We start from the raw sequence: 13930 nt of genomic DNA, 5'->3' as shown, positions 1-13930 counted from the left end.
CCTAGTGATACTACATTTAATCTGATGACAGCTTGTAAAATAAACAGTTTTATATCCTATAATGAATCACTGGAATGGGGCGTTTTACGAACAGGGAATGTTGGAATACACGGGGTTGACTATACACCTACAATTCCAATTGAATCAGAAGTAGTCTCTACACTAAATGCAATTAGGGATAGCGAAGGCTCACTCACATACAAAGCATTGAAGTATATGTATTATGCCATGCGAACACAACTATTTTGGGATGGAAATAAGCGAACAGCAATTGTCTCTGCAAACGCGATTATGATGTTAAATGGGTTAGGGATCGTTAATATCAGCGAACAGCAATTAGAGCATTGGAATCAATTGTTATCAGAGTTCTACGAAACGAATAATGATGAAAAAATCATTCAGTGGACATATGATAATTGCGTTCACGGAATTGATTATTGATGTGCTGGGCAGTTCGAATATATTAAGTAACTGTATTGTCATTTAGGGGCTACAGCTACTACAGGGCCAAGGAAAAGAGACGTAAAATCGCGCAAAGAATCGGCTGCCTTTACAGGGCAGCTTTTTGTGCGCTTGGCAGCGCTTTTCTCTAACGGGTGAAAGTCCCTAACATGCCGTAGTGGCGGAAATGTATAGCTGATTGGTAGTGCAGATGATTATTATCTTAACAATAAAAACAACTCTTAAGAAACGATTTTGTAAGTTGTATTAACGATACTACCTTTTACCGTGTAGTGCCACTTAGTAAGAAAATACTATTTCCTATACTTAACTAACAACTAGTTTTCATCTAAAATATTTTGTTCATTCGTATTCGGGGGAAACAATGATCTTAAACAGATAATGTCATCTAAACCTGATGGAACCTGTGAGAGACCGAAGTTAACTACTTAACTATCAAGGCACGCGTGTTGATTAACTAAGTTCTTCCAATAAAATATATACAAAAAGAGAGCGCCTCTTGTAAAATGTAAGTTACCACACCAACATTTACGAAAAGAGGCATCTCTCATGAACAAGAATACCACGCTTCAAACATTGGTTCAAAACTTTCTTTCTGTTGATGAAATTCAAGCTATTTTAAAAGAATTTGGATACGTTGAAACAGCTCGTAAATGCACGGTTTCCGTGCTCATTTCTTATCTTGTCACAGCCGCAGTGAAAGAGTGGAAAAGTTTAAGATACTCGGCGGATTTAGGTGCCAGTGTCGGTCTGGTTTCAGTCGACCATTCGTCTCTTTCGAAGCATTTAAAGAAACTTGATTATGCAATCATTAAGCGTATTTTTGAAGTAATCGTGGGCAAGTTGAACCGCGCCGCGCGTCGTAAACTAAAGATGCCAAAAACGCTTTTGTCTATTGACTCAACGACAATTACTGTAGGAAAAACACGCTTGCCTTGGGCACTTTTTCACGGTGAGCGCGCAGGAATTAAACTGCATGTGGGCTTTACGAATGAAACGGCAATGCCCCTAAAAGTCGTTGAAACGATAGGTTCGAAAAATGATGGTCCAATTGGAAAAGAGCTTGAGGACAATCGTTTTATTCTCGTGGGTGACCGTGCTTATTTTTCGATTGAAAAGATCGATCTTTACGCAGGAAATGGCCAAGATTTTGTTTTTCGTTTAAAGGACAACATCCAATTAAATCGAAAGAAATCGTTGAAAGGCAGTCGTTCCAAGGAGTCTAATGTGATAGCTGATTTTACATGTACATTAGGAACACCGCAAAAACAAACAAAAAAACGCCATCGTGTCGTTCAGTTTGCTGATTATGAAGGCAAAATATTAAGTGTTGTCATAAGCCTTCAGAACGTGACAGCTGAAGAAATTGCCGACATGTACAAATCCCGTTGGGCAATTGAAACATTCTTTCGTTGGATAAAGCAAAACTTAAACGTTCCGGTATTATTCGGCACGACAGAAAATGCAGTGTTTAATCAGCTATTTCCTGCATTAATTACGTATGTTTTACTTAAATTTCTTCATGTGCACGGAAGTAAAGAAGAGAACTGTAAACGCTTGTCATTCGCAGGGTTCCATCGCCTGCTTCTTTGTGATGACTTACCAATCGAATGGTGCATCGGCATCAAAAAAGTAATGGGACGGCAAAGGCAGATTTATCACGTCGGAGCTGCATAATTATGGTTAATCAACACGCGTGCTATCAAGGGTATTAATTCTGAGTTATTGTCCCATTTTATGATTGCTTCAATCTCAGAATTCTCGCTTGAAGAAGTACAGCCAACACACCCATTCCTACTTCGTGGCATTGTAAAAACCCCATTTTCTTCTAACGAAGCGCTTCCTTCCGAATTAGAAATGGAGTATTCTAACCCCTCTGGGATCGGGGCATTGCCTATATTTCTAATGTTTCCAATGGTTCCACGATAATCATTACTATTTTCGACTTCATAGTGTATGCTCCAATTCTCACTTTCTCCGAAAAATGTAAGATGTTTTTGAGTCCAAGCAGATAAAAGAGATATACCGAAGATTATCAAAATTCCAGTTTTACTAATCTTCATTTATAACACCCTTTCCATAGGACCTTTCTACTTGAGATTATACTCCTGAAATTACTAAATATAAAATTTTTATTATATTCATAATATTTGACTATTATTCCGAATTACAATATTGTTATATTATGCCTATTTGTAAATATTTCAAAGAGGAGTTGGATAAATATAGAGATATGATGGGAGATGCTATTGATAGGCTGTGGTTAGATTATTTAAAATAAAAGGAGGAAGAGACATGAAGTTCAAAGTTTTCACAACCTTTCTACTATCTGTAATCATCTTTTCCACAACTGGGTTTGCTACTTTTGCAAAAACAACTGTTGAATCAGACAGTAATATCGAACCTGTCATAATTTACATGACAGAAGAAGAAATCGATGAAGCACATAAAAAACAGGCAGAGGAAGAACTTCTCAAATTGAGGTCTGCAAAATCATTAGATGATGAAAGTGAAATAACTCCTTTCAATGATCCTGGCGACTATAAGATTGAATATGGCACTAAAGTGACTCGTAGCGCAGAAGGCTTTGCGGGAAATCAACCATCTGGAGGAGTAAGATTTCCAACATTGGGAGGTTTCTACCATTCTGACAGTGGCGGTCCTACTGTATCACTTAATGTAAGCTTCCCACCACCTTATTCTAGTCTAAGTATGAGCGTTCCATTAGGTTCTTCTGCTTCAAGCGGTTACTTTGTTAATGCGCCTAATAAAACAGACTATTTCAAACTGAGTGTTATAAAGAATTACTCAATTCAACCTTATAACACCTATCAGTGGACTTACGATTATAATAGTGGATTCTATTACTGGAAGCTCATCTCACAAAATCATTCGAAAATTCTTGTGTCAGTTGCTCCTTATGCAAAAAAGGTAAATTGATTACAGTTCTTAAAAGAGGATTCCATTGGAATTCTCTTTTTTATGGGAGCTTGACCGGTGATATATGTTTATATCGTTTTATATCATGTTTACTTGCATATCAAACACTTACTTATCTATAATAAATTGTGGAGATATACGAAGTGAAAGGATGATGGGATTGAGAGAGAGATTTATTTCAGTTATTATTCTTAGTATATTTTGTATTATTCTATCTGCTTGTCAAAAGGAAAGGGAAGTGTTAAACCATCTTGTTATTAAAAATTCTTCTGTTGAATTTGGTTCACTGCAAAACCCCAATGATAAGGAATTACATTTCCGCGTACAAATTAACGATTATGGATTGGAACCAGAGCTAGAATACAATGTCAGATTTATAATACAAAATACCGATATTCGTGATTGGACCGGCATGAATGAAATTGAAGTTCTTGAAACATACAAAACTCAGACTTTTCCTAATGATGGAGTAAGGGGAATTGTTACAGGTAGTTCTGTGGAAATAAGTAAAGAATTTTCTATAGATGAAATAAAAAAAATTATAGAAAAGGAAGAAGCAGTTATTGTTGAAATTTACGATAAGGAACAGACAATTGATCGAAAAGTTGTTACGACTTTTGTAGAAAACATTAAGCCTTTGGTTAAAATTAATTCACAAGCTAAAATGGAAAATATTGAACTAAATGAAGCAATTGAAGTAGCAATATTCGTTAAGGCAGTCAAAGATTCAACGAAAGAACAAGGGATTTCTGCTATAGAGTATCCGAAGTATATATTCAAACTTGACGAAGAAGAATGGTTCCTTTGGGCTACAGAGGATACTGGAAGAATTATGAACGTAAAAGACACTTACACCATCTATTTACTTTCGGATAGTTCATTAAAAGAGATTAAAGAATTTATTAATAAGAATTAAATATCGTAATCAGAGTAAAATTAAAAGTATACTGAGACAATGCCTGTTCATTTTTCTGCTTTTGATGTTCTTTACATTAATGGTGTATTCGCAACCGGGAAAACACTATCTGAACGAATTGATATTCTAAACTCTATAGTGACCAATACCTCTACCATATCTTCCTCTTCTAGTGGGAGAAGATAAGGATTACATTTATCTAGTTCCATTAGTTAATGTGAAGTTAAATACCAATGCTTGTCGAAAAAAGGATTTATGAGAAGTGCAAGCTTTCAAAGATTTATTGTTTAGTAACTTAAATTTCAGATGACTATATATTCAAATAGTAAATAGCTGCTTATCCTTTTGAGGTAAGCGCCAAATAGCCCCCTCCTTACAATAGAGGGGGGCTTGTATTATCATTTTGTTGAATATGTTTGAACAGGGTATACTCAAATTGCACACCCCAGAAGTTAGAGTCCAAATCTAACTTCTGGGGTGTTTTATTATGGCTAAATTTAGTGAGTCTTTTAAACTGATGGTTATGAGGAGTATCTGGATGGCCCGCCGGGGTATAAACTTCTAGCACGTACGGCATAAATTCACATGCACAGGTTTTAGGACGTACTGCAGGTCGTTGACATCGCTGAGTCTTCCTATCATTATCATATCAATCGAATCTAGGCGGATAACCCTGAATCTAAGGATAAACTGGCCAAGATTAAGCTTCCACTTTCCCCAGAACAAATCCAAATATCATTCAACAACTGAATATAAAAATCGGGGAATATTTTAGGTAGAACCGAGCTAAGCATACGAATGAACCACAAGAAAGTTCCATCATGATGGAACTAGGATTGGATCCGTCTGTAGCTATAGTTTCCATCGTTCTCCTCGAAGGTGGATTGAATCTTCTCTTCCAACTCCTGAGTCATTTCGATCAAAGGCGCTTGTTCCCTCAAATCAGCAACAAGATGGATTTCTGAGAGAAAGAAAAAAGTCTCGATCCTAACTTGAATTTGGAAAAGAGCTTATCAGTCATCAATCAGAACTTAAAAGCTTAGAAGAAGGTAGTGAGAAAGCTAGGGAAGCTATAAAACAATTTACTAAAGACAATAAAGAATTTCGAAAAGGTTGGAGCTGAAAAAAGTGTAGTGAACCAAAATCTATTAATGAATGCTTATAAGTCCTTTGTTGAGCTATTGAATAACTATTCCGGCTAACAACAGGAAGCTATTTTTAGTTGACAGGATACTGAATATTCTTTATGATGTAGAAAAGTAAGGAAAACGTAAGGAGTGGAGTTGACCAAAATGCGTATAGCAGCGTCTTTAACATCAAAGGGGCAAGTGACGATACCAAAGATTGTTCGTGATTTCTTACATGCTGATACTGGAGATAAAGTTGATTTCCAAATTGATCATATTAATGAGTGTGTTCATATGTACGGACCCCAGAGTCTAAGTGATTGTTTAGCGTGTGAGGGCAAGGGAGTCCTGGTCCAGTCGAAGAAAGAGTGTTTCCTATGTCTAGGTAAAGGAACGATTCCTAACGGCTTTAACCCCATGCAAATGATTGCTCGATGGCGGCAGCAATATGACATTGATATAACGCCTACATTGTTAGAGGATGAACTATATTCAGAAGGCTTGTATATTCCTTGGATTGAAATTGCTCACCCTTCTTATGTTAAGAAAGATTTACGGAGGGTGAAGGATTCATTATTGATCTACCTGTTTCTTCAGTTTGTTGTTCATGATAGAAATACATTAAAACCTGGTGAATTTGCTTACTTGACGCATCAACTCAAAGAGAGCCCATTGAAAGGTAAATTGAACAACATCTTTCGAGTAGCGGGTGAAACGAATGCATAGTGACTATCAAGCAATTGCAGAGCGTTTACAGGCCGCATTTCCTGAAGGCACCCTTCAAACTGGTAAGTCAGTCTACATCCCTGTGCAAGCATATATTCGACGGTTAGAGGAGGCGGCACAGGGGCAGTGGTCTTGGAAACTAGTTGAAAATCCACAAGTGCAAGAGTTAGAACAAGCAGTTGTAGTTCGTGGTGAATTAACAATAGCCGGGGCTACCCGAAGTGGGATGGGCTTTAGTTTATATATCCGTGATAGTTCAGTACGAAGTGTATCGGCTTATAAGAACGCGGTCAGTGCTGCAGAGTCAGATGCTATACGCAACGCTTGTGATAAGTTCCTAATGGGGTGGGTTGACTTAGCGCCTCACCGAGATTGGGGAAAAAACCCTGGTGTCGGTCTTCCTAGTACTGAAAAAGTAAATCCAGGTGCTCGTCTATGTACTAAATGTATGAAATCACTAAAGGGCGAAGACGAACTATTCCTAGAGTTGCATTCGGTTCGCCTTCCGTTTTGTTTAGATCATGTCCCTGCTCACTTTCACAAAAAAAATGAGGTATGAAGAGGATGAAGAAAATGAAAACATATCCAACGTGTTCACTATGTACCCATTTTGAACCCAATAAATCTACTTGTACACTGCTCCAAAAAGAAACCAAACCATTGAATCAAGAATACCCTGCAGGTTGTGTAGAGAATGGCCATTTCATTAGAGATATAAATGTCATGCTTGATAGTTACCATTTCTTCGCTGCTAATGAACCTGTTCCATCGAATTTTAAAATTGATATTTCTCGACTACCTACAGATAAAATAGGTACGCCTTTGTTTGTGATGACGAAACGAGGTATGGAGCGGGCGATACCAGCTTATCCCGAATTGACTTTGAAGGGAGATATGTTGTTGGGTGTGCACAAGGCGCATACGTATCAAGGTCAAAGGGAGCTTATTTCTGATTTGGGTGTAGAAGTCGCCCAGGAAGTCGCGAAAGGTCGAGGTGTTCGTCTAATCATTTTGAAAGATGAAATTGGTTCAACCGTTAAGCCTGAAGAAATCCAGCGCTTTCGAATGTACCAGAAGCCGAGAATAAAAACGACCAATTCATGGGCATTAAAAGAAGGGGAGGATTGGTGATGGACAGAAATGACGTTCGCACGAATATACGTATCCGCTTGTCTAAGTTTTGGCGACATCATAACCAAAATGGCATCGAACAATACCATCGATCTATAGAGGGATGGGAAACGACCTGGGATGGAAGCGTGTTAAGTCTATTCCTAAAAGAAATGAAGATTGCCGAAGTAAATAAAGGCGATATTTATCTGTCTGAGACAGTCCACTCATACTTCGATATACCCTTATGTTTCTTAGAACTAGCAATAGCGCAAAGTTCTAGAATGTGATATAATTCTATTAAGAAATAAAGGAATTAAGCATTTCTTGACCGCAACTAAATATTTTACTTATGAACGTAAAAGTTGGAAGAACCACTTTCGGAAACCGAAGGTGGTTTTTTGTTTATTCTGGGTGTAATAACATTATATATAGTTTTGGAGGAGGAATATGATGTCAAGAGAAACAAAGCGTTATATTGAGAAGGCCCCTCAGAGGTACAGGGTGATTGGGTACAGTGTCAAACCGAGTATTGAAGAAGAAAGAATTCGATTTAATATCAAACTATCTAAACATGCACCATTAGATGTTACACCGTTTTTGAGTCAAATGACATGCGTTAATTTGTAATGTTTGCGTGGCAGCAACATTAATTTTTCATACAAGAATTCGAACTAGATGCTGTTTTAGATAAATGGGATATTACGGGAAAAATAGATAATAGCATGTTGAAGAATAGATTGAGGCATCCATTAGAAACTGTGGCTATAAGATAAGACTGCTCAGATTATGAGGATGAGGTATTCATGTCTTCGGTTCATCAATAAAAATACTCTGTAAAAGAGCCATCACGCAAAAGACTAGCACGTGTTACTGTAAAAAATTTGACGAAGCGCCCACTGCGTTGCCTAAGCAAAGAATAAAGAAACGCCTTGCGCCGCGGAAGAAGGGGTCCAATTCTGTAATCAACTATTCGCCATCGAGCGAAAATTAATAGATGTCAGTCCTGATGAACGCCATAAAGAACGGTTTGGTCGCAAATTTTTATAGTCTTCAAATGGTTAAACTAACATAAGAGAGCGTGAAACTATATGACAGTAGAACCCAAAATAACAAATATAGCTGAATTTAATGAAATTAATATTCTAGGTGTACCATTTGGTTACAAATTTGAAAAAAAAGGAGATAAAAGTACACTATTAATCCTACCTATTCCAGAACAGTTAAATGAATATAATAATGCTGTAGCTATTTTTAGTTTTGAAACAGTGGCTTTATTAAAAAGTAAGTATTTTTTGGTATAAAGCAAAGAAGTGGTATGTTAGGAGTTCTTTACAATACATTTGTAGATAAATTAAATGAGGAAAACAAAGAATTAGATGATTTATTAACTCTTCAAGCGGTTCATGCGGATATGGTGATTAAATTAGGTACATTTTTAGAGGATTTCGCAGGTATGTGCGTAGCGTGTACAAAGTATAAAATGAACAAGTAGATATTGCAGAGACATTTTTAGCATACGGGAATCCAATAGGCTTTTATAGTTCTATTATTACGTCAATGACAGGAAAAAGACAAATCAAAAAGATTTTTTCACTCCCAGAATCAAAAGGAGATATAGAAAAGATTTTTAAGGATATAACTGACGAAGAAGTTAATCTAATTTACAGAGCAGTTCAAAACAGTGTTGAGAAAATTAATGATAGATTAATTAATATTTCTAGTGCAATCCTTAGGAATTCAGACGAAGATGTTACATATATTATGATTTGTACAATAAACTAAAGCATGGATTTTCTCCTATATACTTATTTGTGAATTCGAAGATAACCACTTTAGAAGGTATTTCTTCTGATATGTCTAATGAAGAGTTGGAGCAGGTTATTATTGAGTATTTTTTTAATAATTTCACGATTATGCACGATAAGCTAGTAGGGCAAAGAACAGTAGAAGAGGAAATAAAATACGCTGAAACTAAGAGGGCTACACCAACATTTACTTATCAAAACATTAATAGTAAAACAGCTAATGATATAAAAAACGTTACAGGAGATATAGAAAGTTTATATCTTTACCTAATGAAAAAATATTTGCCGATGGCTGAAAATAATAATGGTTTAGTTCTTTTAATGACTGATGAATATATGAGTAGAGATGAAATCAAAAGAGTGGTAGAAATAATTGATAATGTCGATAATTACAAGTAATTATCAGTTTCGTATTGTTATTAAATGGTATTAATATCAATCATTAGGTGTTTGAAAGGAGTGCAGTTACTCTGTAGTGTTGTGCACCCCTTTTTTTATTTCCTTTATAAAATCACATAATTCTAAGTCCAAAATGTCAAAAATTGATACATTGATCGTACCAAGGAGGTGCTGCGTTTGGATATGAGTTGTTTGATTGGGGGGCCTACGCAAAAGCTTTCAAGCGATTCCGATTATAAAAACGAACTACACCCCAAAGAATAATTAAACCACCTGAAATAGCAAAGAAAACATAATAGAGAAACTCATATTTCAGATAATCGTAAGTTTTATATTCCCATTCCACATACCAATTAGCATTGTCATTTCCGATATTACTCTGTCTCATCATACGAGATTCCCCGTTGCCTTCTTTTCCTTGAGTAAATAATTTTTCACTTGTCTTTTTACCATCTACCTCAGAATCCTTTATGAATGCGAAATAACTAATATTGTCAAACCACTTTGAATTCCGTTCAACCATTTCTTGTAAGGCAAGTTCATCTTCAGAAGTGAATTCACCTTTCGTTTGATATGATTGTACCAAATTATCCATTAAATCTAAGGTCTCACTGTAAGTTTTGTCCCTCATAAATAAACTAACCGAAACAACTAAACCTACCAAAAAAAATATAACTGCTGAACGTAATAGCCATTTTGCAAACTTTTTTTGAGATTGAAACTTTGTTAATAACCCTCTTGTAATTTGTTTTTCATCTCCGAATCTATCTAAAGCAATAGAAACTGCTTCTTGCTCTGACTTTCCTTCTGCTTTTAACTCTTCAACAGTTTCTAATAAATGTGAACGCATTTCTTTTTTCAACTCTTTTGCTTCTTTCCCACTTAAATGAGAATATACAGTATTGACAAATTGATCAATTTGTTTCACAACTTCTCTCCTCCTTCTAAAAATAAGTCAATAAGCTTTATTACAAATCTCCATTCCTTTCGTTTTTCTTCAAATCCATCTTCACCACGTGGTGTGAGTTTAAAATATTTCCATAGTGAACCTCTTTTGGTATAGAATGTGAAAAATTTCATTCTCCTTTAATAATATCAAGACTATTATAACTTATTGTGGTCGAGATTTCGATTTACCACTATAACCTTCACTTCAAAAGCCCATTTTTTTACGTTTCATCCCGTTTACTTCTAGCTTCATCCTAAATAGCATCGGAAGATTTGAAGTTTTGTGGACGAGAAGCCACGGAAATGTGATTTACATAGGATATAAGGTTAAATATCACATCCATTAGCTACTAGTGAAAGTGATATTTAACAGATATTGAAAGGGTTACAATTCCATATTTTTATAATTTTGGTTGACAGAGTAATAGTGTTGTGACAAAATTTGATAAATAGTGCCAATTCTCTTATCATTTTCTTGGTACTAATCAGTCTGAAAAGAGGTGATATAATAGTAGATATGATACTAATCGCAATAACTTTCATAGCAGACTTGTAGCAGGATTACAATAAAATTGGAGGTTTTCTAATGAAGAAAAGTAGAATGTTGAAAAGTTTATTTATGATGGTATTAGCTTTAGGAATACTCACTGGTGGAGGAGCGTTATCATCAGCTTCAGGTGGACCATATACTTCATATGTTCTTAAGCCGCTAGGTGGTAACAATTACACGAATTTTCATACAAAGTCACAAGATTCGGATTGGTTGCTAAATAAAGTAACCGCATTGACAAACACCACAGCAGCTAACTTTTGGGGCGAGTATGATGGGTTGATTACAACTGAGACTATATCTGCGAAGTATACACAAAAAGTTGCGACAACCTATACTACGATTAGCTTTTATCGTAACGTTAAAGCCGGATCCAATGTCCGTTTGGCTATGGAAAATGCCAATGTAAGTACTTCAAATGCTTTTGTAAGCGGCGATGTAGAATTTTGGTAATATCAAATAAAGCGAGACTTCATATGAGTCTCGCTTGTTCACCTTAATAAAGATAGGAGTAAAAATTATGTACAATGTATGTCTCTTAGAACTAAAAAGATGTTTAAGAAGAATTGAATTCAAATTTGTATTTGTTATTTTATTGTTGTTGCCTGTTGTAGCTCATTTGATTCAGTGCGCAATTTACTTTGGCAAAACATTTAGTTACTTAAGACCGTATGAGGAGATGACTTTTATAGTAGGCAACTATGTTAGTCATATATTTTCAATTTTTATTATTCTAACGCCTCTTTTGTCAAGTTTTATTTATTCTGATAATTATTTTATAGATCGTAAAAAGGGTATCTTAACTTTACTTGTGACTAGGACGAAGCGTCAATATGTATTAATTGCTAAAGCTTTTACAGTTACTTTCGTTACGTTTTTCAGTTTTTTTGTTGTTTTGTGTATTAATTTTTTATTGACATACATAACATTTCCTGAAAAGGGTGGGGATAATATGTATGCTCTTCCGGCATACGACACAGGTCTTCAAGGATATAACTCTTTATACGCCTTTGATTTATTAAGTTTAAATCATCCTTTCGGTTATTCTTTAATATATGCCTTTTTGGTAAGTCTTTTTGCAGGAATGGTTGCTTTACTATCCTTTTCTATTATGACTTTGACAACTAAGAACCGTTACCTTACTGTTATAGGTCTCTTTGTAGGGTTAATAGTAATTGATTTGCTTTTTTCATTCTTAGGATTTTTTAATTATGGTTGGACAAGTGTTTTCTTTTCAAATAGTTTAGTACCTGAATGGGCACCATTTGCATGGATTATTGGCTTATTTGCTTTTTCTGTGCTGTTATTAATAAGGGCTAAAAAAAGTGACGTGATGAATTAATATGGCATTTAATAGTTTTCTGCTTAGGGGAATATGGTTAAAATCAACAGGGGAATTTATGATTATTAGCAGTATTCTGTTAAGTGTAATTTATTTACTCTACCTTTCCTTGACTGGCACTGAAGGAAATAAAATCAGTGAATTGATTTTCTATGTTCAAACACATTTTATAGTATTTAACAGTGTCGTTTTACCTTTATATCTATTGATGGCTAGTGAAATGATTCATTATTACTCTCATGACCAGATTAAAATTAAGCACAGCAAAATAAGTGTATTGGTTAAACGTCAGATAGCTCTTATGGTATTCCACACTTTATTTTTTATCCTTATTATAAATATCCCTATTTTAATTTTGTCTATATTTAATAATGGATTTGAAATGTTGTTTTTTATAATTCGATCAATGCTAATACAGTTACCAGGATTTATGTTAGCAGCTAGTATTCTTTTGTATCTTTATTATAGAAGTCAGCAGCAGGGAATATCACTACTTCTTAGTATAGTATTATTAATTTCCCCGCATATTATAGGTACAGCTATTGGGATAGAGAGTCTTCGATCCCTGGATTACTACATTTACTTGAAGCACATGGAGTCTTTTGTTGTAACAGAAGGATTAAATGAATCAATAACTTTTGTATTGGTTGGGCTTTTTATTTCAATGATATTATTTTTACTTACAGTAAAAGAAGGTTCAAATCAGAGGTGATTTTTTGAATATAGCATTTTTTAAAAAACCTATAGGGAAAAGGCTATTTATCCTCGCTGTTTTAGGTGGCATACTTTTGGCTCTGTATTTTAAATTGACCAATTTTAATAAGGATAATAGAGATTTAAGTGTGGCAATATTAGAAGACTTGGGTACGTTAGAAATAGAGACTATTTTTCATGTATTACCAGCATTGGTTTTTGCACTGCCCTTTTTACTGTTTATCCTGAATACAGGAGATTTTGTTTACAGTGAGTATGAAACTAAAGGGGTAATCGTTTTAACAAGATTGCAAGACAAGAGAATTTGGTATTGGCGTATGATGTTTAACATATTTAAATTAAGTTTTTTTTATTTAGCAATACTTTTCATCTCCTTTATCTTTACAGGTATATTACTTGGATACTCAGTTGAATTCACATATTTAAAAGAAGTTTTGTTCCTCTATATACTAAGTCTTCTTACCTGGACAGCATTTTCAGTGTTATCAAATGTAGTGTGTTTTATAACAAGAAGTGGATTGGGGTATGTTTCGGTAATTACAATATATTTTGTATCACTCTTTTCATCTGCTTTTATTTACGATGTATTTCCCACAGGTCAGAAGTGGATTATCTGGTTCCCCACTAGTCAACAAATTATATCATGGCATGACTTCTCACTTAACCTTGGAGAAAGTGCATTTAGGTTAGGATCTTATACTTTAGAGTTTTCTTTTGTATATTTATTTGTGTTAAATATAATCATTGGTGTTTGGTTATATATAGTTATTCATAGATATGAAAGTTACGAGCCCAGTGGTAATATGTCAAGCACCTAAAACATGAAAACTGGAAATTCATTGCGGTTTCTATACGCAAACTTCCGTTTTTAGGCATATTCAAATAAAC

General features: G+C 35.0%; 19 protein-coding genes. 15 read left to right on the top strand and 4 right to left on the bottom strand.

Annotated elements, in window-relative coordinates; all coding sequences use genetic code 11:
• Together I2483_RS18500 and I2483_RS18495 are read left to right on the top strand one after the other, a co-directional pair.
• The coding region (locus I2483_RS18500; protein WP_207278540.1) for a Fic family protein at positions 1–441 on the top strand (441 nt) is incomplete at its 5' end.
• 570 nt (positions 442–1011) lie between these two features.
• A complete protein-coding gene (locus tag I2483_RS18495; protein ID WP_207151644.1) occupies positions 1012–2139 on the top strand; it encodes an IS4 family transposase in 1128 nt (375 codons plus the stop codon).
• Here the strand turns inward: I2483_RS18495 and I2483_RS18490 are convergent.
• Entirely contained in the window at positions 2121–2525 is a 405-nt protein-coding gene (locus I2483_RS18490; RefSeq protein WP_207151643.1) for a hypothetical protein, read from the bottom strand. The genes I2483_RS18495 and I2483_RS18490 overlap by 19 nt on opposite strands.
• Positions 2526–2757: 232 nt before the next feature.
• On the opposite strand from I2483_RS18490, the gene I2483_RS18485 reads away from it, so the two are divergent.
• The 3 genes from I2483_RS18485 to I2483_RS19795 all read left to right on the top strand — a co-directional run bounded on the left by I2483_RS18485 (position 2758) and on the right by I2483_RS19795 (position 4504).
• The gene (locus tag I2483_RS18485; RefSeq protein WP_207151642.1) at positions 2758–3402 is read left to right on the top strand and encodes a hypothetical protein; all 645 of its coding nucleotides are present in this window, start codon (positions 2758–2760) and stop codon (positions 3400–3402) included.
• 160 nt (positions 3403–3562) lie between these two features.
• Complete coding sequence (locus I2483_RS18480) at positions 3563–4318, top strand: YhfM domain-containing protein (protein ID WP_207278539.1); 756 nt, start codon at positions 3563–3565, stop codon at positions 4316–4318.
• A 39-nt stretch (positions 4319–4357) separates the two neighbouring features.
• A complete protein-coding gene (locus tag I2483_RS19795; RefSeq protein WP_207151639.1) occupies positions 4358–4504 on the top strand; it encodes a DNA ligase-like domain-containing protein in 147 nt (48 codons plus the stop codon).
• Between the two features lie 1032 nt (positions 4505–5536).
• Here I2483_RS19795 and I2483_RS19790 read toward each other — a convergent pair.
• Positions 5537–5635 carry a hypothetical protein gene (locus I2483_RS19790; protein WP_481886359.1) on the bottom strand — a complete coding sequence of 33 codons (99 nt, stop codon included), beginning with the start codon at positions 5633–5635 and terminating at the stop codon, positions 5537–5539.
• On the opposite strand from I2483_RS19790, the gene I2483_RS18465 reads away from it, so the two are divergent.
• From I2483_RS18465 to I2483_RS18440, 6 genes are all read left to right on the top strand, one after another.
• The gene (locus I2483_RS18465; protein WP_207151660.1) at positions 5611–6171 is read left to right on the top strand and encodes an AbrB/MazE/SpoVT family DNA-binding domain-containing protein; all 561 of its coding nucleotides are present in this window, start codon (positions 5611–5613) and stop codon (positions 6169–6171) included. The genes I2483_RS19790 and I2483_RS18465 overlap by 25 nt on opposite strands.
• Entirely contained in the window at positions 6164–6730 is a 567-nt protein-coding gene (locus tag I2483_RS18460) for a hypothetical protein (RefSeq protein WP_207151637.1), read from the top strand. The genes I2483_RS18465 and I2483_RS18460 overlap by 8 nt, the downstream gene beginning before the upstream one ends.
• A 5-nt stretch (positions 6731–6735) precedes the next feature.
• On the top strand, positions 6736–7302 hold the full coding sequence (locus tag I2483_RS18455; protein WP_207278538.1) for a hypothetical protein: 567 nt from the start codon (positions 6736–6738) through the stop codon (positions 7300–7302).
• The gene (locus I2483_RS18450; protein WP_207151635.1) at positions 7302–7571 is read left to right on the top strand and encodes a hypothetical protein; all 270 of its coding nucleotides are present in this window, start codon (positions 7302–7304) and stop codon (positions 7569–7571) included. Before I2483_RS18455 ends, I2483_RS18450 begins: the two co-directional genes overlap by 1 nt.
• Before the next feature lie 801 nt (positions 7572–8372).
• On the top strand, positions 8373–8585 hold the full coding sequence (locus I2483_RS18445) for a hypothetical protein (protein ID WP_207151634.1): 213 nt from the start codon (positions 8373–8375) through the stop codon (positions 8583–8585).
• 552 nt (positions 8586–9137) lie between these two features.
• Entirely contained in the window at positions 9138–9488 is a 351-nt protein-coding gene (locus tag I2483_RS18440) for a hypothetical protein (protein WP_207151633.1), read from the top strand.
• A gap of 205 nt (positions 9489–9693) precedes the next feature.
• On the opposite strand, the gene I2483_RS19265 is transcribed toward I2483_RS18440, so the two are convergent.
• The gene (locus I2483_RS19265; RefSeq protein WP_218625011.1) at positions 9694–10416 is read right to left on the bottom strand and encodes a permease prefix domain 1-containing protein; all 723 of its coding nucleotides are present in this window, start codon (positions 10414–10416) and stop codon (positions 9694–9696) included.
• Entirely contained in the window at positions 10413–10568 is a 156-nt protein-coding gene (locus I2483_RS18425; protein WP_255550518.1) for a hypothetical protein, read from the bottom strand. The genes I2483_RS19265 and I2483_RS18425 overlap by 4 nt, the downstream gene beginning before the upstream one ends.
• 454 nt (positions 10569–11022) lie before the next feature.
• Here I2483_RS18425 and I2483_RS18420 point away from each other — a divergent pair, with 454 nt between their 5' ends.
• The 4 genes from I2483_RS18420 (at position 11023) to I2483_RS18405 (ending at position 13860) form a co-directional block, all read left to right on the top strand.
• Positions 11023–11439: a DUF2712 domain-containing protein gene (locus tag I2483_RS18420; RefSeq protein WP_207151631.1), complete on the top strand. Its 417-nt coding sequence runs from the start codon at positions 11023–11025 to the stop codon at positions 11437–11439.
• Positions 11440–11506: 67 nt separating this feature from the next.
• Complete coding sequence (locus I2483_RS18415; RefSeq protein ID WP_207151630.1) at positions 11507–12328, top strand: hypothetical protein; 822 nt, start codon at positions 11507–11509, stop codon at positions 12326–12328.
• A gap of 1 nt (position 12329) precedes the next feature.
• On the top strand, positions 12330–13040 hold the full coding sequence (locus I2483_RS18410; protein ID WP_207151629.1) for a hypothetical protein: 711 nt from the start codon (positions 12330–12332) through the stop codon (positions 13038–13040).
• 4 nt (positions 13041–13044) lie between these two features.
• Positions 13045–13860 (top strand): hypothetical protein, encoded by an 816-nt coding sequence (locus I2483_RS18405; RefSeq protein ID WP_207278536.1) that lies wholly within the window; start codon positions 13045–13047, stop codon positions 13858–13860.
• Positions 13861–13930: the final 70 nt, after the last annotated feature.

The organism is Sporosarcina sp. E16_3, assembly GCF_017347125.1.
Classification (GTDB): Bacteria; Bacillota; Bacilli; order Bacillales_A; family Planococcaceae; genus Sporosarcina.
This window is presented reverse-complemented; position numbering and strand designations above follow the sequence as displayed.

Bases quoted from the DNA above. Each gene is read 5' to 3' on its own strand.
- I2483_RS18445 (WP_207151634.1), top strand. From the start codon at position 8,373: ATGACAGTAGAACCCAAAATAACAAATATAGCTGAATTTAATGAAATT.
- I2483_RS18440 (WP_207151633.1), top strand. From the start codon at position 9,138: ATGTCTAATGAAGAGTTGGAGCAGGTTATTATTGAGTATTTTTTTAAT.
- I2483_RS18460 (WP_207151637.1), top strand. From the start codon at position 6,164: ATGCATAGTGACTATCAAGCAATTGCAGAGCGTTTACAGGCCGCATTT.
- I2483_RS18485 (WP_207151642.1), top strand. From the start codon at position 2,758: ATGAAGTTCAAAGTTTTCACAACCTTTCTACTATCTGTAATCATCTTT.
- I2483_RS19795 (WP_207151639.1), top strand. From the start codon at position 4,358: ATGCCTGTTCATTTTTCTGCTTTTGATGTTCTTTACATTAATGGTGTA.
- I2483_RS18420 (WP_207151631.1), top strand. From the start codon at position 11,023: ATGAAGAAAAGTAGAATGTTGAAAAGTTTATTTATGATGGTATTAGCT.
- I2483_RS18450 (WP_207151635.1), top strand. From the start codon at position 7,302: ATGGACAGAAATGACGTTCGCACGAATATACGTATCCGCTTGTCTAAG.
- I2483_RS19790 (WP_481886359.1), bottom strand. From the start codon at position 5,635: ATGTTAAAGACGCTGCTATACGCATTTTGGTCAACTCCACTCCTTACG.
- I2483_RS18410 (WP_207151629.1), top strand. From the start codon at position 12,330: ATGGCATTTAATAGTTTTCTGCTTAGGGGAATATGGTTAAAATCAACA.
- I2483_RS18490 (WP_207151643.1), bottom strand. From the start codon at position 2,525: ATGAAGATTAGTAAAACTGGAATTTTGATAATCTTCGGTATATCTCTT.
- I2483_RS18455 (WP_207278538.1), top strand. From the start codon at position 6,736: ATGAAGAAAATGAAAACATATCCAACGTGTTCACTATGTACCCATTTT.
- I2483_RS18465 (WP_207151660.1), top strand. From the start codon at position 5,611: ATGCGTATAGCAGCGTCTTTAACATCAAAGGGGCAAGTGACGATACCA.
- I2483_RS18425 (WP_255550518.1), bottom strand. From the start codon at position 10,568: ATGAAATTTTTCACATTCTATACCAAAAGAGGTTCACTATGGAAATAT.
- I2483_RS18415 (WP_207151630.1), top strand. From the start codon at position 11,507: ATGTACAATGTATGTCTCTTAGAACTAAAAAGATGTTTAAGAAGAATT.
- I2483_RS18495 (WP_207151644.1), top strand. From the start codon at position 1,012: ATGAACAAGAATACCACGCTTCAAACATTGGTTCAAAACTTTCTTTCT.